At 52.8% G+C, this 23,553-nt stretch carries 33 protein-coding genes and 1 other RNA gene; 14 read left to right on the top strand and 20 right to left on the bottom strand.

Annotation, left to right across the window (positions count from 1 at the left end):
- Positions 1 to 21 precede the first annotated feature (21 nt).
- From EVJ32_RS09490 to EVJ32_RS09435, 13 genes are all read right to left on the bottom strand, one after another.
- On the bottom strand, positions 22 to 351 hold the full coding sequence (locus EVJ32_RS09490) for a hypothetical protein (RefSeq protein ID WP_131458031.1): 330 nt from the start codon (positions 349 to 351) through the stop codon (positions 22 to 24).
- Positions 348 to 497, bottom strand: a complete 150-nt coding sequence (locus EVJ32_RS16210; RefSeq protein WP_161568795.1) for a hypothetical protein — start codon at positions 495 to 497, stop codon at positions 348 to 350. Before EVJ32_RS16210 ends, EVJ32_RS09490 begins: the two co-directional genes overlap by 4 nt.
- The gene (locus EVJ32_RS09485; protein ID WP_131458030.1) at positions 494 to 1,603 is read right to left on the bottom strand and encodes a DnaD domain protein; all 1,110 of its coding nucleotides are present in this window, start codon (positions 1,601 to 1,603) and stop codon (positions 494 to 496) included. Before EVJ32_RS09485 ends, EVJ32_RS16210 begins: the two co-directional genes overlap by 4 nt.
- Before the next feature lie 39 nt (positions 1,604 to 1,642).
- Positions 1,643 to 2,092 carry a single-stranded DNA-binding protein gene (gene ssb, locus EVJ32_RS09480; protein WP_131458029.1) on the bottom strand — a complete coding sequence of 150 codons (450 nt, stop codon included), beginning with the start codon at positions 2,090 to 2,092 and terminating at the stop codon, positions 1,643 to 1,645.
- The gene (locus tag EVJ32_RS09475; RefSeq protein ID WP_131458028.1) at positions 2,089 to 2,463 is read right to left on the bottom strand and encodes a hypothetical protein; all 375 of its coding nucleotides are present in this window, start codon (positions 2,461 to 2,463) and stop codon (positions 2,089 to 2,091) included. The genes ssb and EVJ32_RS09475 overlap by 4 nt, the downstream gene beginning before the upstream one ends.
- On the bottom strand, positions 2,438 to 2,686 hold the full coding sequence (locus tag EVJ32_RS09470) for a hypothetical protein (protein WP_131458027.1): 249 nt from the start codon (positions 2,684 to 2,686) through the stop codon (positions 2,438 to 2,440). The genes EVJ32_RS09475 and EVJ32_RS09470 overlap by 26 nt, the downstream gene beginning before the upstream one ends.
- A 27-nt stretch (positions 2,687 to 2,713) precedes the next feature.
- Positions 2,714 to 2,902 carry a hypothetical protein gene (locus EVJ32_RS09465; RefSeq protein WP_131458026.1) on the bottom strand — a complete coding sequence of 63 codons (189 nt, stop codon included), beginning with the start codon at positions 2,900 to 2,902 and terminating at the stop codon, positions 2,714 to 2,716.
- Entirely contained in the window at positions 2,899 to 3,441 is a 543-nt protein-coding gene (locus EVJ32_RS09460) for a hypothetical protein (protein ID WP_131458025.1), read from the bottom strand. Before EVJ32_RS09460 ends, EVJ32_RS09465 begins: the two co-directional genes overlap by 4 nt.
- A complete protein-coding gene (locus EVJ32_RS09455; RefSeq protein ID WP_131458024.1) occupies positions 3,441 to 3,641 on the bottom strand; it encodes a hypothetical protein in 201 nt (66 codons plus the stop codon). The genes EVJ32_RS09460 and EVJ32_RS09455 overlap by 1 nt, the downstream gene beginning before the upstream one ends.
- 113 nt (positions 3,642 to 3,754) lie before the next feature.
- Positions 3,755 to 4,030, bottom strand: coding sequence for a hypothetical protein (locus EVJ32_RS09450; protein ID WP_131458023.1), 276 nt, complete (start codon positions 4,028 to 4,030; stop codon positions 3,755 to 3,757).
- A gap of 18 nt (positions 4,031 to 4,048) precedes the next feature.
- Positions 4,049 to 4,450, bottom strand: a complete 402-nt coding sequence (locus EVJ32_RS09445) for a hypothetical protein (RefSeq protein ID WP_131458022.1) — start codon at positions 4,448 to 4,450, stop codon at positions 4,049 to 4,051.
- Between the two features lie 42 nt (positions 4,451 to 4,492).
- Positions 4,493 to 5,251 carry a phage antirepressor gene (locus EVJ32_RS09440; protein WP_131458021.1) on the bottom strand — a complete coding sequence of 253 codons (759 nt, stop codon included), beginning with the start codon at positions 5,249 to 5,251 and terminating at the stop codon, positions 4,493 to 4,495.
- Positions 5,252 to 5,271: 20 nt separating this feature from the next.
- Positions 5,272 to 5,574 carry a helix-turn-helix domain-containing protein gene (locus EVJ32_RS09435; protein WP_161568794.1) on the bottom strand — a complete coding sequence of 101 codons (303 nt, stop codon included), beginning with the start codon at positions 5,572 to 5,574 and terminating at the stop codon, positions 5,272 to 5,274.
- A gap of 145 nt (positions 5,575 to 5,719) precedes the next feature.
- On the opposite strand from EVJ32_RS09435, the gene EVJ32_RS09430 reads away from it, so the two are divergent.
- From EVJ32_RS09430 to EVJ32_RS09410, 5 genes are all read left to right on the top strand, one after another.
- Positions 5,720 to 6,133, top strand: coding sequence for a helix-turn-helix domain-containing protein (locus tag EVJ32_RS09430; RefSeq protein WP_161568793.1), 414 nt, complete (start codon positions 5,720 to 5,722; stop codon positions 6,131 to 6,133).
- 407 nt (positions 6,134 to 6,540) lie between these two features.
- The gene (locus EVJ32_RS09425; RefSeq protein WP_131458018.1) at positions 6,541 to 6,909 is read left to right on the top strand and encodes a DUF3862 domain-containing protein; all 369 of its coding nucleotides are present in this window, start codon (positions 6,541 to 6,543) and stop codon (positions 6,907 to 6,909) included.
- Positions 6,910 to 6,924: 15 nt separating this feature from the next.
- Positions 6,925 to 7,491 carry a hypothetical protein gene (locus tag EVJ32_RS09420; RefSeq protein WP_131458017.1) on the top strand — a complete coding sequence of 189 codons (567 nt, stop codon included), beginning with the start codon at positions 6,925 to 6,927 and terminating at the stop codon, positions 7,489 to 7,491.
- A 199-nt stretch (positions 7,492 to 7,690) separates the two neighbouring features.
- Positions 7,691 to 8,110, top strand: coding sequence for a hypothetical protein (locus tag EVJ32_RS09415; RefSeq protein WP_131458016.1), 420 nt, complete (start codon positions 7,691 to 7,693; stop codon positions 8,108 to 8,110).
- Between the two features lie 57 nt (positions 8,111 to 8,167).
- Positions 8,168 to 9,304, top strand: coding sequence for a tyrosine-type recombinase/integrase (locus tag EVJ32_RS09410; RefSeq protein WP_161568792.1), 1,137 nt, complete (start codon positions 8,168 to 8,170; stop codon positions 9,302 to 9,304).
- A 66-nt stretch (positions 9,305 to 9,370) separates the two neighbouring features.
- On the opposite strand, the gene EVJ32_RS09405 is transcribed toward EVJ32_RS09410, so the two are convergent.
- Both EVJ32_RS09405 and rnpB read right to left on the bottom strand, forming a co-directional pair.
- The gene (locus EVJ32_RS09405; RefSeq protein ID WP_131458014.1) at positions 9,371 to 10,537 is read right to left on the bottom strand and encodes a THUMP domain-containing class I SAM-dependent RNA methyltransferase; all 1,167 of its coding nucleotides are present in this window, start codon (positions 10,535 to 10,537) and stop codon (positions 9,371 to 9,373) included.
- 110 nt (positions 10,538 to 10,647) lie between these two features.
- Positions 10,648 to 11,015: RNase P RNA component class B (gene rnpB / locus EVJ32_RS09400), an RNA gene on the bottom strand.
- A gap of 120 nt (positions 11,016 to 11,135) precedes the next feature.
- Here rnpB and EVJ32_RS09395 point away from each other — a divergent pair.
- The gene (locus tag EVJ32_RS09395; protein WP_131440798.1) at positions 11,136 to 11,543 is read left to right on the top strand and encodes a hypothetical protein; all 408 of its coding nucleotides are present in this window, start codon (positions 11,136 to 11,138) and stop codon (positions 11,541 to 11,543) included.
- A gap of 60 nt (positions 11,544 to 11,603) precedes the next feature.
- Here the strand turns inward: EVJ32_RS09395 and EVJ32_RS09390 are convergent, their stop codons facing one another.
- Complete coding sequence (locus EVJ32_RS09390; protein WP_236635524.1) at positions 11,604 to 13,058, bottom strand: S8 family peptidase; 1,455 nt, start codon at positions 13,056 to 13,058, stop codon at positions 11,604 to 11,606.
- 106 nt (positions 13,059 to 13,164) lie between these two features.
- Positions 13,165 to 13,572, bottom strand: coding sequence for a hypothetical protein (locus tag EVJ32_RS09385; protein ID WP_070327208.1), 408 nt, complete (start codon positions 13,570 to 13,572; stop codon positions 13,165 to 13,167).
- A 169-nt stretch (positions 13,573 to 13,741) separates the two neighbouring features.
- Here EVJ32_RS09385 and EVJ32_RS09380 point away from each other — a divergent pair, with 169 nt between their 5' ends.
- From EVJ32_RS09380 to EVJ32_RS09360, 5 genes are all read left to right on the top strand, one after another.
- Positions 13,742 to 14,632, top strand: coding sequence for a hypothetical protein (locus tag EVJ32_RS09380; RefSeq protein WP_131458012.1), 891 nt, complete (start codon positions 13,742 to 13,744; stop codon positions 14,630 to 14,632).
- A 79-nt stretch (positions 14,633 to 14,711) separates the two neighbouring features.
- Positions 14,712 to 15,377, top strand: coding sequence for a response regulator transcription factor (locus EVJ32_RS09375; protein WP_131458011.1), 666 nt, complete (start codon positions 14,712 to 14,714; stop codon positions 15,375 to 15,377).
- Positions 15,374 to 16,729 carry a sensor histidine kinase gene (locus EVJ32_RS09370; RefSeq protein ID WP_131458010.1) on the top strand — a complete coding sequence of 452 codons (1,356 nt, stop codon included), beginning with the start codon at positions 15,374 to 15,376 and terminating at the stop codon, positions 16,727 to 16,729. The genes EVJ32_RS09375 and EVJ32_RS09370 overlap by 4 nt, the downstream gene beginning before the upstream one ends.
- Positions 16,730 to 16,795: 66 nt before the next feature.
- A complete protein-coding gene (locus EVJ32_RS09365) occupies positions 16,796 to 17,800 on the top strand; it encodes an ABC transporter permease (protein WP_131458009.1) in 1,005 nt (334 codons plus the stop codon).
- A complete protein-coding gene (locus tag EVJ32_RS09360) occupies positions 17,797 to 18,432 on the top strand; it encodes an ABC transporter ATP-binding protein (RefSeq protein ID WP_131458008.1) in 636 nt (211 codons plus the stop codon). The genes EVJ32_RS09365 and EVJ32_RS09360 overlap by 4 nt, the downstream gene beginning before the upstream one ends.
- Before the next feature lie 166 nt (positions 18,433 to 18,598).
- Here the strand turns inward: EVJ32_RS09360 and EVJ32_RS09355 are convergent, their stop codons facing one another.
- The gene (locus EVJ32_RS09355; protein WP_131469442.1) at positions 18,599 to 19,012 is read right to left on the bottom strand and encodes a hypothetical protein; all 414 of its coding nucleotides are present in this window, start codon (positions 19,010 to 19,012) and stop codon (positions 18,599 to 18,601) included.
- 177 nt (positions 19,013 to 19,189) lie between these two features.
- On the opposite strand from EVJ32_RS09355, the gene EVJ32_RS09350 reads away from it, so the two are divergent.
- Positions 19,190 to 20,068, top strand: coding sequence for an alpha/beta hydrolase (locus tag EVJ32_RS09350; RefSeq protein WP_131458006.1), 879 nt, complete (start codon positions 19,190 to 19,192; stop codon positions 20,066 to 20,068).
- Here the strand turns inward: EVJ32_RS09350 and EVJ32_RS09345 are convergent.
- The gene (locus EVJ32_RS09345) at positions 20,046 to 20,744 is read right to left on the bottom strand and encodes a CPBP family intramembrane glutamic endopeptidase (RefSeq protein WP_131458005.1); all 699 of its coding nucleotides are present in this window, start codon (positions 20,742 to 20,744) and stop codon (positions 20,046 to 20,048) included. The two genes, EVJ32_RS09350 and EVJ32_RS09345, sit on opposite strands and share 23 nt — an antisense overlap.
- Before the next feature lie 87 nt (positions 20,745 to 20,831).
- Here EVJ32_RS09345 and EVJ32_RS09340 point away from each other — a divergent pair, with 87 nt between their 5' ends.
- On the top strand, positions 20,832 to 21,515 hold the full coding sequence (locus EVJ32_RS09340) for a lysozyme family protein (protein ID WP_236633385.1): 684 nt from the start codon (positions 20,832 to 20,834) through the stop codon (positions 21,513 to 21,515).
- Positions 21,516 to 21,548: 33 nt separating this feature from the next.
- Complete coding sequence (locus EVJ32_RS09335) at positions 21,549 to 22,136, top strand: DUF1643 domain-containing protein (RefSeq protein WP_131458004.1); 588 nt, start codon at positions 21,549 to 21,551, stop codon at positions 22,134 to 22,136.
- A gap of 18 nt (positions 22,137 to 22,154) precedes the next feature.
- On the opposite strand, the gene EVJ32_RS09330 is transcribed toward EVJ32_RS09335, so the two are convergent.
- A complete protein-coding gene (locus tag EVJ32_RS09330; RefSeq protein ID WP_131458003.1) occupies positions 22,155 to 23,351 on the bottom strand; it encodes a GTP-binding protein in 1,197 nt (398 codons plus the stop codon).
- Positions 23,352 to 23,553 lie beyond the last annotated feature (202 nt).

The raw sequence follows: 23,553 nt of genomic DNA, 5'->3' as shown, positions 1-23,553 counted from the left end.
TTGGTCCGTCCGTCCGCCGGCTCACAGCATGTTCCCGGCGGCCATCTGGTACTTGACGATACGCTCGGCCGCCTGTGGCATCGAGATCGTCACCTTGCCGGACGCGACCGGATGGTCGAACGTGTCCTTGTTGCGCCACTTGCGCTCGATGCGGTACTCGTCCCCGAGTTCCCCGTTCTTCGAGAGCAGGACCGGGATCATCGCCGACACGCTCTTGCCGTCGACCTTGTAGCCCATGTCCACCCACTCGAAGGTGAAGATCTGTCCCGTCGCGTCCCGGAGGATGCGTCTTGCCGCGTCGCCTTCGAAGGCGAGGTAGGAGACGTGCGGATCCATCTCGTTTGCGTTCATGTTCGTTCACTCCTGTTCCGTTCGATTTTTTTGAGTTGCTCCGAGAAATGGCGGAGGCAGCGGGCGACCACGTCGTCGCCCTTGGCCTCGTAACGCCTCACTTCCCGGTCTAACGATTTGATGCGGTCCTTGCGTCCTTGCTTCAAGCGCTCGCCCCGCCCTTCAGTTCGGACATGAGCTTCGCGAGCTCGGCCTCGTCCGGGACCTGGGATTCCAGTTCCGCTTTCTTGAGCGCGGCGTGCTCACGGGACTCGCGTTCTTCCTTCTCGAGCCATTCCGGCGACTTGGCGTCCGGGTTCGTGCCGGCGTGCTGCTGTTGGCGTCTCTGTTCCTGCAGGCGGATGAGCTCGAACGTGAACAGCTTCTGGGCGATGCAACGGTCGACGATGCGTTGGACGTAATTGAGCGTGCGTTTCTCTTGGGCGACCGCCTGTTCGAGCGCATAGCGGGCAGACTCGTACGAGGCGTCCTCGATCATGTCCTCGAGTTTGCCGATGACGAACGGGGTCGCTGTGCTGATATTCAATTCGTAGAAACTGACGAGGTCACTCAGCTGGGCAGCCACCGCCGCATCATTTGTCAGCGGCTCTTTCTTTTGTTGTTGTTGTTGTTTTGTTTCTGCTTTTGTTTCTGTTTTTGTTTTTGTTTCTGTTTGTCCGTTTTTTTCGGACGATTCGTCATACGATTCGTGGTACGATTCGTCATTCGTCTTCAGAATGGCTTTGTTGAGCGATTCCTCACTTGACGATTCGTGGGTCGATTCGTTACACGATTGGTCGGGCGATTCGTCTAACGATACGTCACACGATTCGTGGCACGATTCGTCATACGATTCGTAGTACGATTCGTAGACCTGTCGGATGCCATCTATTGGGACGTGCTTGCCGACGATTTCGATATAGGGTTGATGCTTCACTTTGGCGAGCTCGGATTTGATGAGATCTTGCACCGGTTTGCCGCCTCGTTTGAAGTTGTACTTCGCCCAGTTATAAATGACGAGCTCTCTCGTCTCGACGTTATAATCGATGAGCTTGTGATAGGTGATGAACCGGTCCATCAAAGCGTTGACCGTCTCGGTCGAATAGCCGAGCTGGAAGGCCATCTCCTTTTTCGTGATGCCGTAGATGCCGCACTGGGTCGTGTTCGGGTTCGTGAGGAGATAGAGGTAGAAGAGCTTGTCCTCCGGCGTGAATTCCTCCATGATCTTCGGGTCTTTCCAGAAGTCTGTCTGTACTGTGCGATATACGCTCATTTCGTTCACTCCGTTCTCTTTTTTAAGGCGATTTGGTCGTTAGAAAGGTAGATCGTCATCCGACAGGTCGATTTTTCCGCTGCCGCTGAACGGGTCCTGGTCAAACCCATTTCTCGCCGGCGGGGCGTCGTCATCCTTCGGTGGTGGCGAACCGTCGCGTCCCCCGTCCCCTTTCGAGCTCAGGAAGCGCACGCTGTCGGCTACGACCTCGGCACGGTAACGTTTCTGACCGTCCTGTCCCTCGTAGCTGCTGATTTGGAGACGGCCGTCGACGCCGGCCATGCTCCCCTTTGATAGATACTTCGATACGTTCTCCGCCTGTTTGCGCCACACGACGCAATCGATGAAGTCCGCCTCTCGCTTCCCGTCCTGTCCGCTGAACGGACGGTCACAGGCGAGCGTGAAGCGCGTCACGGCGATGCCTGACTGCGTGTATCGCATTTCAGGGTCTCGTGTAAGTCTTCCAACTAAAACGACTCGGTTGATCATTTGGTCCCTACTTTCTTTGAGGGCATGTCTGCCTCGTATTGTTCGTCACCTTCGCGGTAGAAGGTCTCATGCTTCGGCACGATCCAGACCCAGTCATACTTCGGGTTGAATCCTTTCGGATTGAGCAGGAGCTCGTACCCGACGCCGTTCTCGAGCTCGTACTCACGGATGTGGTCCTTGACGAGCTGATAGTTGCCGTTCGTACGGTCGAGGTACAACCAGAGGGTGCCGTCATCTCGGCGGACCGAGTGCGTCCCCTTCATGCCCGATTTGTACAGGTGACTCTTGAGTCGGTCGTTGTGGATGCGGAGACGATGTCGGCTCATCCGCAGCATGTCCTGGTGCTTACGTCGCAGGTTGTGAGATCTCATCGGCCCCGCCCTCCAATTGATTGATTTGGCGCTGGATGGCGTTGACCATCCCGTCGACCTGATTCTGGGCGAAGGTGAGCGAATGGAAGCCTCGCCGCTTGCCGCCCTCGAGCGCGATCTCTTTCAATTCTTGTTGGATGTCATCAAGGTCGGCCGCAAGTTCGACAAGCCGGTTGACGTCGGCATAGAGCCGTTCGAGTTGTTCAGGTTCGTGTGTCTGCATGTCGGTTCTCCTCTCTAATGATTTCTTTCACATCTCCGATGCCCGGAACAAGATGTCGTCCCGTCGATTCAGGTGGTGAGACACGATGTCGAGCGTCTTCGTCAATGACTCGATGATTTCGATGTCAATGAGCTCCTTGGCGGCTTCCTTGTTCAACCGCTCGATGACGGTCTGTTCGAGCATGGTGAGCGTGACAGCGTCGGTCTGCGTGTTCATTCAGCGTTCACCTCCTCTGATGCATCCAATGGGACGCACTGGTCGGTGGCCTCTTCCGTCAGTGACAGCGGTAGATTGGCGATGAGCACAGCACTCTGTCGCTCAGAATCAAACTTCACCTTGTACCAACCTGTTTCGATGTAAGGATTTGTATCGGCCATATAGATCTTGGCGACCGGCTCGTCCGGATGCTCCAGCATCTCTTTCCGGACGTCGAATTGAGGACGCGCCTTCTTGGCATAATCAATAATCTTTCCTACCACCGTCGACATGAGGTAATCGCGTTCCATGTCGTGTACGTCGTCGCCTTCATTGCCGAACGTGAACCATTCTGGCATCTTTGTTTGAAACAATCGGACGCCCGTATCAGGGTCTACGATGGATATGGAATGGATCATCGGAACGACACCGTACTTTTCATCGTCGATGGTCACGACGACCCCTTTGTATGGCACAACCCCGAAGAACTCGCTTCCGGTGTGGAAGTTGATTTTGGTCGTCTTACTTGAAATCTCGATGGCCGGTGATTGGTTCGACATTACTCGCTCGCCCCTTCCTCGATATCTTCATCGATAAGATGTAACGCCCCGTAGAACACGGCGCTCATGACGAATGCGACGGCCGGGATGACCCAGTACTCGAAGCGTGCGTTCATCGTGGCCATGAGCCAAAGGCCCGACCCGAGCGCCGTCAGCAGGAGCCCGTAGCGGATGTGGTCCAGTTTCTGTTGTAGATGCATGTTGTCCTCTCCTTTTCAACTCGCGCCACCCGTGCTACACTGAAACTGTTCAGGTTTATGTGTAGCTGTGTTGCCTTTTTGGGTGACGCGGCTTTTTTTGCGTCTTGCGATGATCAGTGACGGTTGGCGAACGCCCACTCGTCGAGGTCCTTGACGTGATACAGCTTGATGGTCGACAGCTCCGGCTGGATGTACGGGATGCCGTCCTTGATGGCCATCCGGTCGAGCGACGCCGGGCTGATACTCAGATAAGCGGCGGCCTCTCTCCGGTTGAGGTACTTTTTTTCATGGGAGTAGACCTTGTCGACGGCGATCTGCGCGGAACGCTGAAGCAGCCGTTCGAGCTGGTCCGTCGTCAGCGTGACGACCTGTATTTGTGGCGGTTGCATGATGATCCTCCTTTCAGTTCATGGCCATTCATCCTCTGAAATGGTTTGTTTGATGATTGAGTCGACAATCTCCAAAGCGTCGATGTATCGATCTAAATCGCTCGTTTTGATTTCCTGAAGTGACCACAACGCATGTTCTTGAATAATCCCTAGATTGAAACCCCACTTCCTATGGAATGAGTCATGGTCGTATCGATGATTCAACGAAGCGTATAACATCGACTCGATTCTTTCGTGTGGATGAACCACTTTGAATTTCCGTCCCATGAACCGATAGTGGTCTTCATGCCTCTCGGTCCTCGGGACGATCATCGTAGCGAGAAAGTCGACGCCGCGAATCCCTTCACGGAGTTTCGTGTCGATGAGCCAGTCCTCGAAGTCGTGTAGTGCCGTTTCCGGATTAAAGTTCATATTTTTCACATTCATCACCTCCTTCAGATGATGTGGTTTCAAACCACAGCATCAGTTACCGAGAAATTTGTTGATAAAGTAAATCTGGCCTTTGCCGGTCACTTTCGTCGTACGAGTAATGCGTACGCTTCCATCCGGATTGTGATTGGTTCTTTCCAAGACTTCGAACCACCCGCGTTCCATCGAATATTGAGTCGGTTCATTCCGGTGTTGCCCGCCCTTCCCGAGATAGTTGTTTTGGCGTAACCATTCGAACAATCTGTTTTGCCCAATTGAATGACCATTTTGAGTGATGAGTTTTGCGAGTTGACCAATGAGGATGCTTGTTTGGCTGGTCGACACTGCGTCCGCGAATAACACTTTCGGCTTTTGCTCTTCGAGTTTGGTCGCCGCGACTTCCCGCTCCCGTTGCAATCTCTCGATGGTGGTCTGAGCGGCAAGCAATCCTTTTGCCATAATCTCTTCCGGTGTCTCATCCGGTTGTGCTGCCACGTACGCTCCGTCTTTCCTGATTGAAGGAAGCACTTCTTCCATGACCCACATCTCAAATTCTTCCGCTGCGGGAAGTTGAGAATTAGTGACGAGTCGGTATACGTCTGACTCACGAATTACTCGCATTTCTTGTGTCCGGTTTAAGGAATCGATGATACTGCGTTTCACCGTAGCACCCTTACAGTGTTGGTTGATCGCATCGTTCGGTCGTTTGTAACCAAGAGCTTTCGCTACGTCACTTGCAACAAATAGGATTTTTTCTCCTTCGCCCACGACGCGAATATTTTGCCCTTCAAAAGTTTTCGTAAGTTGATTCACTCCGCTACCTCCTGTCTGGTTTATTTGCACGCCACTTCTTTAATGAGAGACTTAAACTCTTCCTCATTAATCACTACATAATTTGTCGATTTTGAGGAATCTTCAACACTTGACGAAAAAAAATACGCTACGTCAATCCCGTAAATGTTTGAAAGACGTTCAATCTCGTCAATAGTAATAGGAGATAGACCATTTTCTTTACGTGATAACCAGCCTTTTGTTTTATCAAGCGCATCCTCGACTACGCCTTGTGATAACCCTTTTTGAGTTCTCGCTAAGCGTAATTTACTCAAATCGAATTTCCATTTGCATGATTCTTGCAACTTATTCACCTCTTTCGTTGAGGAATGTTCAACCCTTACCCAAAGTATATATTGAGGATTCTTCAAAATCAACTACTTTTTTGCATTTTATTCAACTTTAGTTATTTTTGTTGAGGAATATGAGAAAATGAAGGAGACAATCTATATGGAAATGGTGATTAATTTGCAAGAGTATGTTGATATTGGAGAAAGATTGAAAACAGCTCGGTTAGCGAAGGATTTATCTCTAGCGGCTCTTTCTGAAATAGTTAATATTGATAAAGGCGCTTTATCTCGTATGGAAAGAAATAAACAGGGAATCACAATTCCTCAACAAATAGAAATTTGCAGAGCGTTAGGAATTACATCCGATTATCTGATTGGGTTAGTAGACGATCCAACCATGACGCACGAAGAGTACATCAAGGTCGCTCAAGAGAAGTACAAGTTCATCGGCGACGTCTTCACTGAAGAGCTCCTCCAATCTTTATCGCAGGAACGGTTAGAAAAGATCGTGAACTACATCAAAGAGCAGGCGATCATGGCCCAGCTGGATCAAACCAATGATGACAAAAAATAAACTCCACATCCTCATTTAAGAGAGTGTGGAGTTTTTGGTTTATATTCTTGGATCATTCTAGTTGCTTCTTTACTAGGAAACGCCACATACGTTTGAATCTCTTCTACCCATACAGCGGTAGCCTTCTCGGATTTTCCATCTTTAATATAAATCATCTGTCTCGTCGCGACCTCAGCCAAAAGAAACCCCTCCATTTACGAACGCACGTTCTTATTTATGTATTCAGTATGACCCGAACAGAAATTATTTTCAACTATTTTCCGGTTCGAAACAATCGAAGGCGTTCGACAAATGGAAAATCCCTGTCGAACGATTCTCAATTAGAAATTATTCCTATAAAAGGATAATCAGGTTCCTTATTGGTATAATCGTATCGAACTACATACTTTATAGGAGGTTTTACCAACATGAAGACTATCTTTAAAATCGTGGTCGGGATCTTGATCGCGGTCACCCTGCTCGGCGTCGGCGCCGTGGCCTGCACGGGCGCGTTCGTCAACGAGGTGGACAAAGAACTCACGAAGACGACTGAAGAGGCGAAGACGGACACATCGAAACCTGGCCTCGCGGAGTACGAGAAGGTCCAGACGGGCATGACGATCGAGGAGGTCAACGCGATCCTTGGCGAGCCGACGGACAACACGGTATCGGAATCGGACGGGTTCAAGATGGAGATGGTGTCGTATGACGCACGCGGCGATCTCGGTGCGAACATCCTCGTCACGTTCGAGAACGGCGCGATGTCGACGAAGACGCAGACTGGCGTTGCTGAATAAGCGATCAAGGCGCCTATGGGCGTCTTTTTCATAGAAATCACAAGGAAGGCTGGTGCATCCATGTCTCATTTAGATGGCTTATATAAAAAGTACGGAAGACCAAGGCTCGTCCCTACACACATCACGATTTCGCAATTTGAAATAGAATTCGAAACCGATGATGAAGATTTTCCAAAAGATGCCGTACCCGTTTTCCCCTCAGAAGCGCTCATTTTCAAGAACTTCAAAGAACCCACATCATTCAAGATTTCCGGGCGATTCATCACGAATTTGTTGCCCTCAACTTCGAAAATCATGATGAGCATCCGATTCAAAGGGAAGGGCGAAACGAACGAATATCCGATCATCGATGACTCGACCATCACAACGAAAGACGATTTTGACTATTCAGGAGACGATGCGGGTGTCGATTTGGCTGGCAGTATCAATGAATTGCTCGTACCAGGCGAGGGACTTTTGACGTTCAACCTGATTTTCTTCATCGATGACCCTGAAGTTTGGGAGGAGGAGTTCCCTCTCGTCAACACGATTTGTGCCATCCCTACTCTACTCGTCGAACAGGGAGGTCAGAGCGATGGGTGAGATGGTCTATCTCGACGATTTTGTCGAACAGAAGGAACAGCAACAAAGCAACATAAAGGCAAGGGTGGGAAAAGCTGAAAGACCGAATCTCATCCAAACTGAACGCGCCCACCCTGTACAAGCAGGCGGTACAGGGGTTACTATTAAGGTGACAAAGGGAACGGCAAACTATGCCGAGTTAGTAAGAGGAGGGATTCCCATGTCGGAGACACCGAAAGATAATGCCTCGCGCCCATGGTCTGATGAACTCGAGGCTCATAAGAAGATGACAGACCAGCGTTTCGATCACCTGGAAAAGGTTAATACGATGCAGTTTGAGAGCATTCAAAAGGACATGAATCACGGATTCGAGATGATGGGAGGCCACATCGGGTCACTCGCGGACAAAATCGCCGCCTCCGAGAAAGAGGTGGCCAGCAAGTTCGATTCATTCGAGAGCAAAATCTTGCTTAAGATGAACGAACAGAAGACCGAGATCCTTGATACGGTCCGGTCTGAGCGGAAAGAGGATCATAAGTATATCTTTAACACGCTCGTCGCCATCATGGGTGTCGGCTTCGCGGCACTGGGTGTATTGGTGACCGTCGCGATCGCGGTTTTGACTTTCGTATTGACATAAGCAATCAGGTTAACCGGCCCTTCGTGGGCCTTTTTCATGCAGTTAGGAGTGAACATCATGGCAAACATCAAGAAGAACGAGAGGACCGGCAAATGGGAGGTGCGGCTCTCCCTCGGGTTCAACGAGGAAGGGAAACGTGTGCAGCGCTACTTCTCCGACGAGCGGAAGAAGACCGTCGAGTATTGGGTCGCCGACCAGATCCGGGCACAGAAGGAGGGCGAGTTCGTCAAGGTCCGTCCGAAAGGACGGGTCGGCGAGGTGCTCGATGACTGGCTCGAGTATTACATCAAGACGACGATGGCCAAGACGACGTACCACTCGTACACGAGCTTCGTCGAGAACGTGCCGGGCTGGTTCAAGCGACTGAACATGGACAACGTGAAACCGCAGCACTGCCTGCGCCTGCTCCGTGAATACCTCGATGCCGGCCTGCAGCCGAACACCGTCAACATCCGTCGGAGCGTCTATATCGGCTTCTTCTCCTGGGCGCGCCGTCTGGACTATTACAAGGGTGACAACCCGATGGCCGCCGTCGAGAAGCTGTCGGAGGGCTTGAAGGAGTATAAGACCCTCACGCCGGACGAGCTGAGACGTTACCTCGAGACGGCAGACGAGACGATGGCGAACGGTTATCGTACAGCGGTCCACCTGATCGCCTTTACCGGCATGCGCGCCCGGGAGGCGACGGCCCTCCGTTGGTCCGACATCGACCTCGAGCGCAAACAGCTCACGATCGCCCGTACCGCCATCGAGACGAAGGGCGGCTATTCGTTCGAGCAGACCAAGGGGAAAAAGGTCCGGGTCGTCACCATCCCCGACCAGTTGGTCCGGTTCCTCGAGAAGTCCCGGCTCCGCCAGAAGTATGACATGGTCAAGTTCGGATGGCGCAACGAGGACGACCTCGTCTGCCTCGGCGTCAAGGGCGCCTATGTCTGGTATTCCGGGTTGCGGCGGCGCCATAACCTGACCGTCAAGGCGGCCGAGGTGCCCGAGATCACGATGCGGGAGTTGCGACATACCCATGCGACGCTGCTCATCAAGGCCGGGGTCCATGCGAAGGTCATCCAGGAGCGATTGGGCCATGCCGACGCCAAGACGACGATGGATATCTACGCTCACGTATTGCACACTACTCAGGGAGACACGGCCGAGCTGTTCTCCACCATGATCGAGGACGTAAAAAAACCGCTCTAGGGAGCGGTTTTCGTGTGTCTGCGGCAGAAAAAAATAATTAGTGTGCAATTAGTGTGCAATGACGACTTACTTACCCTCTAAAAACGGCTCTGTTGAGCGCCTTTTCGGACGTAAACCATAATACTGGTAGTACTGCGTCTCGATGTTGCCGTTATACAGCTTGCGGCGTTTTGTCGCCGGGCGGCCGTAGGCTTTCTCGAAGTCTTCGTAACTCGTCAACATATAGACGCTATAACCCGGATACTTGGCATATTGCTGCCCGATCCGCTCATACAGTTCGATGATTTCGTCTTCCGTCTGCAACCGCTCACCGTAAGGCGGGTTGCCGATGATGATCCCGTAATCCTCGGTCGGCTTGAGCGCCGCCGCATCGGTGTGGACGAACGTGATCGCGTCACGGACGTCGGCGAGGTCGGCGTTGTCTTTGGCGAGTTTGACCATGCGCGGGTCGAGGTCGATGCCGTAAATCTTGAGCGGCTTGTCCCACTCGGCTTTTTCGTTCGCTTCATTGATTGCCTCGTACCAAGCTTTCTTCGGTACACATGGCCAATCTTGCGAACAAAATTCACGGTTTAACCCCGGTGCGATATTGCGACCGATGAGCGCGGCCTCGATCGCGAGCGTCCCAGAGCCTGTGAACACGTCATAGAACGGCATGTCCGGCTTCCAGTTCGTCAGTTTGATCATCGCTGCGGCCATCGTCTCTTTGAGCGGTGCCTGCGAATGCAACTCGCGGTAGCCGCGACGGTGGAGCGCGTCACCCGACGTGTCGATCGTGATCGTCGCCACATCTTTCAAGAGCGCGACTTCGATCGGATAGAACGCGCCCGTCTTCGGAAGCCATTCATCCGGTTTGTTGTAGCCGCGTTGCATCGCATCGACGATCGCTTTCTCGGTGATCTTTTGGCAGTCGCGGATTGAGAACAGCTGCGACTTGACCGAGCGGCCGTCGACGGTGAAACGGGCGTCCCACGGCATCAGCTCTGTCCAAGGCAAGTCGACGACACCGTCGAATAGTTCCGTGAACGTCGTCGCCTTGAACTCGGCGACGACGAGTTTGACGCGGTCGGCCGTTCTGAGCCAAATGTTCAAACGGGGAATATCCTCCATCTCGGCGTCGATGTAGACGCGTCCATTCTCGATTTCACACGTGTAACCGAGGTCACGTACTTCTTTAGCGACGAGCGCCTCGATGCCCATCGCTGCAGTTGCGATCAGTTTTCGTTTTGCCATATGATCCCTACTTTCCTAATTCGTAATTGTTAAGCGTAAAATGGTCAAGTAAAAAGGAGCTCAAGTAAGATTGCTTGAACTCCTTGTCAATGTAAGTTGAGACTATGCTGCCCTGTAAGCCATGTTCTGTACTCCGGTGCTCGTAGCGGTTTCCCTGGCACGATGGAGTGACAATCATCTATCTGCGCCGCTTGGCGCCTTCCGTCCCGTTCGATTCCAGTCAGGAAGTTCCCCTACCATAGTTTGGGTTTCTCGCTCGTGGGGTTTACCTCGTTCCACTCTGAACGTTTCCGAACAGACTCCGTCACTGTGGCACTTTCAAGAAGCTTGCACCGTATCCGAGGACTTAGGTGCTTCTTCTGCCGTCAACTTGCGTTGCCTACACTTATCTTTTCGTGTAGCACGATCACTACAGCCATCACAGGCTGTGCGAGCATGGACTTTCCTCAAGACTTGCGTCCCGCGATTGTCCAGACTTCATAGTCACTTAATCATTGTAGCGGATATTGCCAAATATGACAACTAAGAAGCCGAACTTGATTTTCATTGGCGTCAGCGCTAAAATAAGGCGTGTTCCATTGAACAAGGAGGGATTTTGATGCGTCAAGATGCAAAGAAAGGTTGGATCCAACGACTGACCTATGTGATCGAGATCGATGACATTAAAGCGCTCCACCCGAACAACGGCGTATTCGCCTTCTACCGTAAAAATCGACTCGTCCGAGGATTTGAGCCGTTTGACATTAAAGGACCGAATGAATTGTCTAAACGCGCTTATCACTTCGATCACCATAACTTGGCCCATTTACAGGAACGTTTTCCTGAATCGATTCCTTTATTCGACGCGTCGAAACAGACGCGACGCGTTTGGAGCGACGCCGTTCGCGTCGGTCTATGTGAAATCATCATCGACGGGAAGCTAAGTTTTGAACACATCGACGACAACGGCAACGTCTTAGAAGCGAATATCCGCTGGAGCGGTGAAGCCATCACGATCGACCAATAATGGATTGAATGAAAAACGCCCGCATCTTTCGACTCGTCTGTCGGAGATGCGGGCATTTTTTTATATCTCTTCAGTCGTGTCCGTCGTTTCTTCGACGACAGGTAATGCCGGGGCATACTTCGTCGAGACGACTTTTTCGGAGATGTCGGTCGGTTTCAAGAGGACGGTAAGGCCTTCGGCGGTACTTTTACGAACCGGAAACGTTCCCGGTATATGCAGTGCCTCATAGACGACTTGATTGTCTTTATCGAGCACGGTGACGGTCCCTTTGCGCGTCGTCGTCAGTTCGAACGTCTGCGCATCGGCCACTTTGATCGCCACGGACGGTTTGACCGGGTTCACGTACGTGAACGAACGACTGGCTGAACGTTTAAATTTCCCGTCCGTCACGACCGCGGCTAGACGGTACTGCCCGCTCGGGAGCCAGTCCCCACCGGCGAACATGGTAAAAGCCGGATTGTTTGCGGTCAACGTCTTCACTTTGCGCGTTCCCTGATAGAGGTAATAAGACGTCTTCAAGTTCGGTTTGTTCGAAAGAGCCAGCTTCGCCTCCGTCACATAACGGTTCCGTAGCGTCGCTGGTGACGTGATCGTGACCGGACGCGGCGTCGCGTCAAGCAACCGCTTCGTGTTCAGTTCGGTGTACGTCTTCCCGCTGACGCGAGGCATTTTTTGAAGCAGTCCCTCGATCTCAGCCGGTGTCAAATACGGATTGACCGACTTGACGAGCGCAAGCCCAGACGAGACCATCGGCGCCGCCATCGATGTCCCATCCATGTAGATAAAACTGTTCTTGACGCCGAGCGATAAAATGTTCACGCCCGGTGCGACGATTTTCACTTGGCTATCCATGTTGCTGAACGAGGCGACACGGCGATTCGCATCGACCGCTCCGACGGCGATGACTTCTTTCATATTGGCGGGGAAAGAAGTCTTCGCGCCGTCATTTCCAGACGAGGCGACGATGACGACACCTTTCGCCCGGGCCCGGCGGATCGAGTCGGCGAGCACTTTATCGTAATCCTGTCCCCCGAGTGACAAATTGATGATGTTCGCACCTTTGGCAACGGCCGTGTCGACGGCTTTGGCGACCGTCCACGAATCCGTGAACTCTGAGTTCTTCCCGTAGAAGACGTTATAGAAATGATAGCGGACGTTCGGTGCGAGACCGGCCATCCCAAATTTATTGTGCAGTCCCGACATGATTCCGGCCGTGTGCGTGCCGTGATAGTCGACACTGTATGGCCCTTTAATCGAATTGACGACTCGTGGTACGTTATAGAGCTCTTTATGGCTCCGGTCTGCAGATGAATCGATCAAGGCGACGACAATGTCTGACGCCCCACGGGTCGTGTTCCACGCTAAATCGGTACCGGTCTGCTTGATGTAATATTGGTTCCCGACCCGCGGCTCTGTCACAACGTACCCATGCTTCTCTAACAACACCGGCTTAGACGCACCGGCAGTCGAAGGCACGAGTAACGTCAAAGCCGTCAGTAGAAGAATTTTTTTCATCGCCTTACGCTCCATTCCAAACTTCCTAAGATTTACCCATTATCTCAAATTTTACGACGGATTTCCCTTTTTTCTTAAAAAAAGGTTGTGACATTTTTCTGACGGTTTACCAGTAGTCCGGCTCATCAGGATGTTCCATCTCAAAATCGATAATTTTACCGATCGTCAAGTACGTATAATACCGGGCCAACTCCGTCCGGTAAGGGTCCGGTGTAAAACCATCTAAATCTTCACCGAGCGGCGAACCGTCAATCGTTTCAAACTGTTGACAGAAGAATGACTCCGTCTCTTTATTCCAGACGATATTGTCACCGATATAGCCACTTCCAAAGCGGATATAGTCGATGATCGAAGGGACGATCACTTCAGCCGGGAGCCGTTCACTCATCCGTCCGACCAATTCATAGCGATCCCGGTCCACATAATCGGCTTGTTCAAGCGACGTACATTTCAACACTTCTTTATTGATTTCGATCAATACGACATAATCCCCAGACTCAATCGACAGCTTCATCTCTTCACCTCATCTCAATCTCCACTGATCCGTCTATGTTAACAACTATTCGGAATAAAATGCCGAAATCCTGTATACCTGTACAAATTTTCCAACGGCTCGATTCGCACAACATGATGAAATCTGTTTTTGTTATACTAAAGATATGAATCAAGAGAGGAAGTGCACTATGGCCAAACGCCCTTTGACCCCTCGTGAAAGCGAATTGATCGCGACCGCCCTGTTTGTCGTCGGGAGCGTCCCTTACGCCGGACATATCGACCGGCTCGAATCGCTGACACTTCGCGACATCGCAGACGACTACTTGTCCGGAAAACGTCCTGCCGCGGACGCCGTCGAGGCGCTCGACCAGTACATTTTCGTACGCCGCCATCGCTTTAAAAATGTTACCCCTCATAACTTATGGACGCTCGACGACCGGACCGAGCAGGAAGCGCTCCGTTACATCGTCAGACGTCCGGAATTGAAGAAAGGTGAGACGTTAAACAAGCAAAACTCACCGTTCACGATCGGACAAGATGTCGAATTCAAAGTCGACAAACAACTCGATCGCGGGCAATTCCGCATCTATATCGGGAAATTGAACGGGTACACGATCAAAGCCCAGTCGAAAGAAAAAGACAAGCTTAAATCCGTCAAAGGCTGGATCACCCATCTCGACCGCAAAGACCGGCTCGTTTTCGTCAATATTTCCGAGTTCGGGCGCGAACCGATTGACGCCGACATGTTGGTCCAGTTCGAGGCGATGAGCGCGGGACTGCTCGGCTGGTTCGATACGGCCACCCTGCCGACCGAAGACGAAGCGAAGACGGCCAAACAAATGATCGCCACGCTACAACGACGCGACCAGCCGTATTGGTTCACACTGACCCAAGCATTGAACCATCCTAGACCTGAACATGTGAAACGCTGGAATACGGTCGTCAACCTGCTCGTCAAAGCAAGCGCCGGTGACGCGGCCGCCGTCGAGACACTCGAAGTGAAAGAAGACAAATACTTTAAAGACGCCTTTTTACGGGCGCTGCGATCACTTCACACCGAATTGACGAAAGCGACGTGACCGTGTCTTGACAGGTGGCCTCGGGTAATCCGAAGCCACCTGTTTTCACCGTGGTCGCCATATGGAAAGGAAGAGGGATATGCACGTATTGATCGTAGAAGACGACCCGGCCATCTTGCGCCTCATTGAAGGGACGCTGCGGCAGGCCGGACATCACGTGTCGGTCGCCATGGACGGACACGCGGCTGAGCAATTGTTTTTATCGAACCCGGCCGACGCCGCCGTCATCGACATCATGTTGCCCGGGATGGACGGGCGACAGTTGTGTCATCGCTTGAAGGAGCTCGTGGACATCCCCGTCATTTTGCTGACGGCGCTCGGGGAATGGGAAGACAAACGGAGCGGGTTCGAGCATGGCGCCGATGACTACATGACAAAACCGTTCATTCCGGAAGAACTATTATTCCGGCTTCAAGCCGTGGCGAAACGGTATGAAAAAGTCGCCGCCTCATTGATCAAGGCCGGGCCGCTCACGTTAAATCTCCGGGAACATCGCCTCACCTTTAATCAAGAGACGATTCACCTGCCAAAACGCGAATTTGAGCTGTTGTATCAGCTCGCGGCCTTTCCGGGACGCGTGTTCAGTCGCGACGAGCTGATCGAGAACGTGTGGGGGTTAGAGTTTGACGGTGACGACCGGACGATCGACGTCCACATCAAACGGCTCCGTAGCCGCCTACCTGATGAGACGGTCATGATCCGAACCGTCCGGGGCATCGGCTACACGCTCGAGGTGAAGCCATGAGATCGCTCTATTCGCGAATCGTCGTGACCGTGTTCATGATTTTACTCTTGTCGGGTGCCATCGCCCTGCTCGTCAGTAACGTCGCCTATTACACATGGTGGCAGCCATCGTATAGCGCGAAGACTGAACAGATGGCAAGTTCCGCGCGCGGCTACTTTGACAATCATACCGATCAGGACGAGACCGCATTTTATTCGTTGCTCGCTCAAAGCGGCTACCAACTGTTCGTCGTCAAACCTGACGATCGCATCATGCGTTACGGTGGCACGTTCCGGGACGAGACGATCGATGACGAAACGATCGATGCGGTCCGCTCGGGCATCGCCTATGAAGGGATGCGCGATTACCCGTTCCATTTGTTTTTGCTCGGTCTGTTCGATAACGAGGTCATCAATACGTACGGCTTCAACGTCGCAGGGGCTGACGGGGATGATGCCGTCTTCCTACGTCCGGACTTAGGTGCCCAAATTCGTGAGCTTCATCTGTTCGTCGGACTATTTTTCGCCGTTCTGACCGCTTCGGCTTTCATCTTGATCGCCTTGGCGACCACGCTGCTCGTCCGGCCGCTTAAAATCCTCACGGCTGCGACGAGCTCTGTCGCCTCCGGAGAGCGCCCGAGCTCGCTCCCGCTCAATCGTCATGATGAGATCGGTACGCTCGCACGTCGTTTCGCCCACATGGTCGATTCACTCGAAAAGTCAGAAGGTGAACGTCGACGATTCGTCTCGAACGTATCGCACGAATTCCAATCACCGCTCACTTCACTCACAGGCTATGCGAATATTCTGGCCGATCAGTCCACAGGCGAGGCGAAAGAATATGCGACGATCATCCGGAATGAGACGGAACGTCTGTCAGGGTTGACCAAACAGCTGTTGATGCTCGCCCGTCTAGATGAGGCCAACGTGTCTCTCCAGACCGAGGTCGCGATTAGCCGCTCCATCGAAGACGTGATTCGCATGCACGCGTTCGAACTCGATCAAAAAGGAGTCGCCGTCACGACGGATCTCGATGCGTCGCTCGTCGTCACGGGCGACCCCGTCTTGTTGTCGCAAGTTTGGTCCAACTTGTTGTCCAATGCGATTCATGCCTCACATGAGGGCGGGATGATCACGATCCGGGCCTACGAGGAGACACGTCCGACCGTCTCGATCCAAGACGAAGGTGTCGGCATGGACGATGCGACAAAGGCTCGCTTGTTCGAACGCTTCTATAAAGCCGATCTGTCCCGGACGAGTCGCGGCACCGGACTCGGGCTCGCGATCGCGAATGACATCGTCCGCTTGCACGGCGGGGAGCTCCTCGTCACTTCAGAGCTCGGGCGTGGCAGCGTCTTTATCGTTCGCTTGTAGGTTTGTTCATATTCCGTTCATGTTCGTCAGCTATGCTTCCTTCATCGACATGAAGGAGGTTTTTTTATGGAGTTAGGACTGAAAGAAATGTGGCGTCAAAAACGGAGGTTCTCGCTCATTTTTGTGATCACGCTGCTCATCGTCTTGTTGACGACGCTGATCACCGGACTCGCCGATGGGCTCGCTTACGATAACGGTGCGACCGTACGTGAACTTGATACAGACACGTTTCACTTGTCCGCTGACGCGGAAGGTCAATTGACGCGATCGTTCATCGAACAAGCGCCAACGGACGGTTTGACACCCCTTGCCGTCAAACCGCTCACGTTCGTGAACGAGACGAAAGTCGATGCGACCGTTTTCGCCTTGCCGGCCGATTCGTCGGTTGGACCGTCACTCGACCTCGCCGTCGGGGAAGTGCTCGTCGACCCGAGTTTTCTTGAGACATTTGTCGTTGGAGATACGGTCGAAGATTTCACGAGTGGGTATCGCTTCACCATCGCCGGCGTGACGGATGGACGGTTCAGCCACGCCCCGGTCGTCTGGACGACGATGGAGACATGGGCCGCCTATCAACAGGCGGCCGGTGGTCCGACTTACGTGTCTGCTTTACTTGGAGAAGGCGACACGTCCCTCTCCGCGTACACGAAACAAGAAATCATCGAGTCCGTTCCTGGCTATTCGGCCGAACAAGGCACGTTCGATATGATGCGCGGTTTTCTATTAGTAATCGGCGCATTCATCTTGACAGCATTCTTCTATATGGTGACGCTACAAAAGTTGCCAGAGCTCGGGATTTTAAAAGCAATCGGCATTCGGACACGTTCGATCGGCACAGCGCTCGTCAGCCAAGTGTTCGTCACCGTCGTCTTCGCGAGCGGCGTCGCGTCATTGATCACATGGCTGTCGACACGTATCGTCCCAGAAGCGATTCCATTTCAATTTGAGCTTGCGAACGTGATGCTCTTTAGCGCACTCTTCGTCCTCATCTCGCTCCTTGGGACGATCTTGCCACTACAAACACTACGCCGGCTCGACGCAGCTGACGCCTTAGGAGGTCGAATGACATGAAACTGATTGGCATTCATCACGCATATGAACAACCGATTTTGTCTGGGATCGACTTGACCGTCTCTCCTGGTGAGTGCATCGGGATCGTCGGACCGAGCGGTAGCGGGAAGAGTACGCTCCTGCAAATTCTCGGGTTATTGAAACAGCCGGATGCCGGGGCACTCTATCTCGATACGGTCGATGTATTTACACTCGACGAAGAAGCGAGACGGAAGTTACGCCTCAATGAGATCGGGTTCGTCTTTCAAGACGCCCACCTCGTCCCGTATTTGACGGTCATTGAACAACTTGCACTCATTCAGGCGGAAAGTGACACAGACGGCGACGCGAAACAGCTGTTGACAGATTTCGGACTCGGCCATCGATTGAACGAGTTGCCGAATCGTCTCTCCGGCGGCGAACGGCAACGGGTCGCTGTGGCCCGCGCGCTCATCAATGACCCGTTGCTCCTGTTGGCTGATGAACCGACAGCAAGTCTCGATTATACGAACGGCCGCCTCGTTATGGAGCGTCTCGCCGCAGCGGCGCATGAACGGAACAAACGAGTGATCGTCATCACCCACGATGAGCGCATGCTTGATGTGTGCGACCGGGTGCTCCGTCTACGAGACGGTCAGCTCGAAACGCTGTAACATGCTCGCACACTAACGGCTTAATCGGGGGCGCTAGCATGGGGAATCCCCGCTTCTGATCGGGGAGATTGAAAAACTTTAACTGATTATGAGAAGAGGAGCGCCGACCCGGAAGGGATGACGCTCCTCTTCTTTCAGTATCTATGACCGCGTGTTGAAGTGTTCATCAACCCACCCGATGCTTTTCCGGATGACGGATGAGGTCGAGATGATAGGACAACCAGGCGCTGAACGTGATGTGAACGGATAACGTACGCATCACATCGATGTCAATCTGTTGAATCTTCAGGAGCCTCTCTTCGATATGGTGTGAGACGAGGAAGACGTCGGATAACGCCAGGAGCGCCCGCATCGCCTCATCTGGTTTGACGCCTGCGGTTACCGCGAGCGTATGTAGCGACAGATGAATGCTGCGAGTTGTCCCGGTCAAGTAACATTCGATCAACGCATCGAGCACAGGCGACAAATGTGTGGTCTCGTGCGTCCCCCGGTGATAGATGCTGATCCCCTCTTCGGTCACGTAATCCGTCCGCCCCATTAAACAAGCTTGAATCATCCGATACATCGCTTCACGCGTCACGTCCATCCGCCTCCTTCGTTTCTGCCGTTTCAGCATAATGTCAAACGACTCACGGGGCAAATATCCTTGTTCACACTTCCATAGACAATTCGGTCACATATGCTCGGACATTAGTAACTCGAACGTGAACGAAACGATTCGTTTCGGGTACAATAATGGAGAAGGGAGCGGTTTTATATGCAGAAAAAATGGAAGTACGGTCTCGCGACTTTGTTCACAGGCTATTACGCCGTCAGTTATTACGCGTTCAAGCGGATGACTCGCGGAAAACGTAAGACGCCCGAGATGCTCTTAGCACCCTATACGAAAGAAGATCAATCCTTTTATCACGACGTGCCGTTCGAGCACGTCTCCCTCCGTTCCCGTGACGGCTACCGTCTGTATGGCCGGGTCTATCGGAACAATAATCATAAAAAGTGGGTTGTTTTTGTCCACGGTTATACGGCCTCCCACAGCTTTATGGCACCGCACTTGGCGATGTTCCACCGGCTCGGCTATAACTTGCTTGCGGTCGACTTGCGCTCACACGGAGAGTCGGAAGGGGTGTACGCCTCGTACGGATACCACGAGAAACATGACATCGTCGACTGGGTCGAGTGGTTACGTGACCATGAGACGGTCGATCAAGTCGGGCTCCACGGCGTATCGATGGGTGCCGCGACGATTCTTCAGGCCGGCCCGCTCACTGATGTGGATTTTTTGATTGCCGAGTGCCCGTTCGATGACATGAGGCAACTCATGCGCTACCAATTGAACGTGCTGCATCGCTTACCGGGTGACTTGTTGTTGCCCGGTATCGATTACTTCTTGTGGAGTCGGGCCCGGTTCACGATGCGGCAAGTCCGACCAAAAGCAGCGCTCGCATCAATCACTGCACCGGTGCTGTTCATCCATGGCACGAAAGACGACTTTGTCCCGACCTGGATGTCCGTCGAGATGAACGCACTCAACCGTCAGAACGCGCTCGCACTCATTCACGGTGCCGAGCATACGAATTGCATCTTAAAAGACCAACCTGCCTACGAGAACGCTGTCAGTCAGTTTTTGCGTCGGTGACGTGAATCGGCCCGGCGATCAAGTCGAGCAACGTATGGATGAGGATCAGCGGCCACAACATTCCCATCGCCAAATATAAATAGCCGAACAGGAAACCGACAAGGCCCGTCGTGACAACCCCTTTCGGACCCTGGTACGCATGGGCCAGACCGAACAGCCCGCCCCCGATGATGGCGAGCGTCGCATCCGGGACGTCCGTGTATAAAGAAATCGTATACAAGAGGACGCCGCGGAATATGAACTCTTCGGTCGCCCCGGCCGTGAACGATACTGCGCCCCACGCCCTCGCTTCGTCGGTCGTGCGCGGAAGGAGCAACCGTTCAATCTCAAGCCCGTAAAACGGCCGAAGCTTTGTCCGTAACGCGGCCGACGTCTTGACGAGCAAATAGAACGCGATGAGACCTGAGATGACTATGGTCGAAAAGAAGAAATACTGCCAGGCGCGCCCGTCCCCATCCGGCGGCGCGAACCCGAGACCGACCGCTTCCGGCGGGACTTGGAACAAGAAGACGAGCGCTAGTAAGAGCAGGCTCAGCCCCCATGCCGACTTGATCGTCTCTTCATAGACACGGGTTCTCCCGAGCGCCTCGATCATCGGCTTCACGAGCCGGGCGTTGAATAGTTGTACGATCAATAAATACGCAAGAATAATCGTAAAGACGACCTGTTCAAGCATCTATATCCTCTCCTGTCCTTCCTGTTAGCTATATGCTACACTATTCGGGTATTGTCTAGAAAGCTAGGAGGCGGAATCTTGAAACGAATGATGCTGCGACTGACCGGCGTAATGCTTGTGATCGTGCTGTGCCTCGGCGCAATCGGCTGGTTTGGTCAACATGATAAAGTGAACAACGCCCTCTACCGGGCCTATTACGGTGACCACGGTATCCCGGCGGTCCACCAAGACGTCTACAAGGAAGCCGCGGCCACCTATGACGTCGATTGGCGGCTACTCGCCGCCGTCCACCGTGTCGAGACGATCTTCTCGCACAGTTCATCGATGCGCTCTTCGGTCGGCGCGATCGGACCGTTCCAATTTATGCCGCGGACGTGGCTCGGTTGGCAGTACGATACGGATGACCAAAAAGGTGATGTCCCGGAAGACGAAGTCGATTTGACCGACTTGACGCTGATTGAGCAGTACGGCGGCTTAGGCCGAGACGGGGATGATGACGGCAAGGCCGACCCTCATAGTTTGGTCGACTCGGCCCATGCCGCCGCTTACTATTTGAGCGAGCACGGCGGGCAGACGACTGATTCGGTCGACTCGATTCAAAACGCCATCTTTGAATACAACCGGAGTGACCAGTACGTGTCAGACGTCATGTCCTTTTATGAGCAGTACCAGGACGAGCTGTCGTTACTGCCTGGTGACGCGACGACGACAACGCAGCAGGTCGCCCGGTATACGATCCGGTATCTCGATTGGTTCGCAGGCTGGGCATGACCCGGCACTATTTGGTTAAAGTGAGGAAACAACATGAACACGCATATCGAGGAAGTGACGATTCGAGTCAAATCGATATTTAACGAAGACAAGACAAAGCGTTACATGCGAACGTATGAATTCACCGATGTCGTCGATGGGGTAATTTGTGCCGTCATCATCTATTCTCCACGGATGAGCGATGCGTTCTTATCAGGTACGACATCTCAACGTGCCTACATGCTCATGCGGAACCATTTGGACAAACCGATCCGCGAGATGCGCGTCATCAGTCTCGTCCCGACGCTCGCCATCAATGACAACCTACCCTACGTCGAGTCCCAACTCGACGAAGTGAATTTTCATTACGTGGAAGAGACGCTCGACGAGGTCGAGACGAGCGGCGGCATGATCATCGTCGGTTGGGGCTCACCCGGACGCCTCATGCACCATTCCACACTGTACAAGACGTTATTCGCCGAGCATGAGGCGAGCATGTATTGTATCGGTACGACGTCAAAAGGCGAACCGCAACAAATTCGCATGGCCAACGAAAATACGATACTCGAAGCGTTCAATAACGAATCGATCAAACCGAAATTTAAGATCTTGAAAGAGACAAAACAGGACGACTCGAAATGAGTCGTCCTGTTTTGTCTCTTATTCGTATGTCCGTACCGCGTCATATCCCGGCAAGTTGTCCGAGAGCGTCGACCAATCTGACGCCATCTCCTCATCCGACAGCAGACAACGGTCGAGTTCACGCTCGACAGGCTCACGGTCCATCCGCTGACCGATTAACACGAGCTCGGTCTGTCGATCCCCATACGGCTCGATGTAATCCGTCTCGAGCTCTGGTTCGGCGGCAAACATCTGCTGTCGCTCTACTTCCGGGAGTGTCGCCAACCAGCGGCCGGCGTGTTCGAGCGTCGACGCGTACCCCGCTTGTGAGAACAAGCAGGCGATGTCGCTCCGAGAAGCGATCCATAAAAACCCTTTGGCCCGGACGATTTCTTCCGGGAACTGTTCGATCCACGCGAGCAACCGCTCGGGATGGAACGGACGGCGGCGGCGATAGACGAATGAACTGATGCCGTATTCTTCGGTTTCAGGGGTATGGTCGTCTGTCTCGAGCTCTTGGATCCATCCGGCGGCGTGCATCGCCTGGTCAAAGTCGAACAGGTTCACGTTTAAAATGTCAGACAAACTCACGTTGCCGTATGTGCTTGTCAGTAACCTCGCTGCTGGGTTTAGCGCACGAAGCAGACCCGCAATCTCATTCAGTTCGGCTTCCGTGACCCGGTCCGCCTTGTTGAGGACGATGATGTCCGCAAATTCGACTTGGTCGACGAGTAGATCGACGACTTCCCGGACGTCATCCGTGCCGACCGCCTGTTTACGTTCATGCAGCGATTCGCCCGAATTGAAATCTTTTAAAAATCGATATGCGTCGACGACCGTCACCATCGCGTCAACATACACCCGGCTCGTCAAGTCGATACCCAAGGCTTCATCCGCATATGTAAACGTCTGCGCGACCGGGATCGGTTCTGAGATGCCTGACGACTCGATGATGATGCCGTCGAGCTGTCGGTCAGTCGCGATCTCGCTGACCGCCTCGAGTAAATCTTCTCGCAACGTGCAGCAGATGCAACCGTTAGACAGCTCCACCAACTTCTCGTCCGTCCGCGAAAAGCCCGCCCCTTCAATCAATCGCTCATCGATGTTCAGTTCACTCATATCGTTCACGATGACGGCATATTTTTTACCGTCCCGATTGTTCAACATATGATTGAGCAACGTCGTCTTGCCACTTCCCAAATATCCGGACAAGACTGTGATCGGAATTCGTTTCATGATGTATACCACCTTTAAATCGTAATCATTACTTTTTAGATAATGAACGGGATCACGTCCGTTGTCAACAAAAATGGGGCTGGGACATAACTAGCCTGTTTTAAAGCTTTTCAATAAAAAGAGGGGTCCGGTCACCGATTTTCGGTGGCCGGACCCCTTCTTTGCACTTCCCCCGATGCCCACGGCGATGAACTTCCGTAGG

The organism is Exiguobacterium sp. SH5S4 (assembly GCF_004337045.1).
Taxonomy (GTDB): Bacteria; Bacillota; Bacilli; order Exiguobacteriales; family Exiguobacteriaceae; genus Exiguobacterium; species Exiguobacterium aurantiacum_A.
Note: the sequence above shows the minus strand (reverse complement) of the source record. Positions and strands in the feature narration are given on the sequence as shown.

Bases quoted from the DNA above. Each gene is read 5' to 3' on its own strand.
- EVJ32_RS09490 (WP_131458031.1), bottom strand. From the start codon at position 351: ATGAACGCAAACGAGATGGATCCGCACGTCTCCTACCTCGCCTTCGAA.
- EVJ32_RS09485 (WP_131458030.1), bottom strand. From the start codon at position 1,603: ATGAGCGTATATCGCACAGTACAGACAGACTTCTGGAAAGACCCGAAG.
- ssb (WP_131458029.1), bottom strand. From the start codon at position 2,092: ATGATCAACCGAGTCGTTTTAGTTGGAAGACTTACACGAGACCCTGAA.
- EVJ32_RS09475 (WP_131458028.1), bottom strand. From the start codon at position 2,463: ATGAGATCTCACAACCTGCGACGTAAGCACCAGGACATGCTGCGGATG.
- EVJ32_RS09470 (WP_131458027.1), bottom strand. From the start codon at position 2,686: ATGCAGACACACGAACCTGAACAACTCGAACGGCTCTATGCCGACGTC.
- EVJ32_RS09465 (WP_131458026.1), bottom strand. From the start codon at position 2,902: ATGAACACGCAGACCGACGCTGTCACGCTCACCATGCTCGAACAGACC.
- EVJ32_RS09460 (WP_131458025.1), bottom strand. From the start codon at position 3,441: ATGTCGAACCAATCACCGGCCATCGAGATTTCAAGTAAGACGACCAAA.
- EVJ32_RS09455 (WP_131458024.1), bottom strand. From the start codon at position 3,641: ATGCATCTACAACAGAAACTGGACCACATCCGCTACGGGCTCCTGCTG.
- EVJ32_RS09450 (WP_131458023.1), bottom strand. From the start codon at position 4,030: ATGCAACCGCCACAAATACAGGTCGTCACGCTGACGACGGACCAGCTC.
- EVJ32_RS09430 (WP_161568793.1), top strand. From the start codon at position 5,720: ATGGAAATGGTGATTAATTTGCAAGAGTATGTTGATATTGGAGAAAGA.
- EVJ32_RS09425 (WP_131458018.1), top strand. From the start codon at position 6,541: ATGAAGACTATCTTTAAAATCGTGGTCGGGATCTTGATCGCGGTCACC.
- EVJ32_RS09420 (WP_131458017.1), top strand. From the start codon at position 6,925: ATGGGCGTCTTTTTCATAGAAATCACAAGGAAGGCTGGTGCATCCATG.
- EVJ32_RS09415 (WP_131458016.1), top strand. From the start codon at position 7,691: ATGTCGGAGACACCGAAAGATAATGCCTCGCGCCCATGGTCTGATGAA.
- EVJ32_RS09410 (WP_161568792.1), top strand. From the start codon at position 8,168: ATGGCAAACATCAAGAAGAACGAGAGGACCGGCAAATGGGAGGTGCGG.
- EVJ32_RS09405 (WP_131458014.1), bottom strand. From the start codon at position 10,537: ATGGCAAAACGAAAACTGATCGCAACTGCAGCGATGGGCATCGAGGCG.
- EVJ32_RS09395 (WP_131440798.1), top strand. From the start codon at position 11,136: ATGCGTCAAGATGCAAAGAAAGGTTGGATCCAACGACTGACCTATGTG.
- EVJ32_RS09390 (WP_236635524.1), bottom strand. From the start codon at position 13,058: ATGAAAAAAATTCTTCTACTGACGGCTTTGACGTTACTCGTGCCTTCG.
- EVJ32_RS09385 (WP_070327208.1), bottom strand. From the start codon at position 13,572: ATGAAGCTGTCGATTGAGTCTGGGGATTATGTCGTATTGATCGAAATC.
- EVJ32_RS09380 (WP_131458012.1), top strand. From the start codon at position 13,742: ATGGCCAAACGCCCTTTGACCCCTCGTGAAAGCGAATTGATCGCGACC.
- EVJ32_RS09375 (WP_131458011.1), top strand. From the start codon at position 14,712: ATGCACGTATTGATCGTAGAAGACGACCCGGCCATCTTGCGCCTCATT.
- EVJ32_RS09370 (WP_131458010.1), top strand. From the start codon at position 15,374: ATGAGATCGCTCTATTCGCGAATCGTCGTGACCGTGTTCATGATTTTA.
- EVJ32_RS09365 (WP_131458009.1), top strand. From the start codon at position 16,796: ATGGAGTTAGGACTGAAAGAAATGTGGCGTCAAAAACGGAGGTTCTCG.
- EVJ32_RS09360 (WP_131458008.1), top strand. From the start codon at position 17,797: ATGAAACTGATTGGCATTCATCACGCATATGAACAACCGATTTTGTCT.
- EVJ32_RS09350 (WP_131458006.1), top strand. From the start codon at position 19,190: ATGCAGAAAAAATGGAAGTACGGTCTCGCGACTTTGTTCACAGGCTAT.
- EVJ32_RS09345 (WP_131458005.1), bottom strand. From the start codon at position 20,744: ATGCTTGAACAGGTCGTCTTTACGATTATTCTTGCGTATTTATTGATC.
- EVJ32_RS09340 (WP_236633385.1), top strand. From the start codon at position 20,832: ATGATGCTGCGACTGACCGGCGTAATGCTTGTGATCGTGCTGTGCCTC.
- EVJ32_RS09335 (WP_131458004.1), top strand. From the start codon at position 21,549: ATGAACACGCATATCGAGGAAGTGACGATTCGAGTCAAATCGATATTT.
- EVJ32_RS09330 (WP_131458003.1), bottom strand. From the start codon at position 23,351: ATGAAACGAATTCCGATCACAGTCTTGTCCGGATATTTGGGAAGTGGC.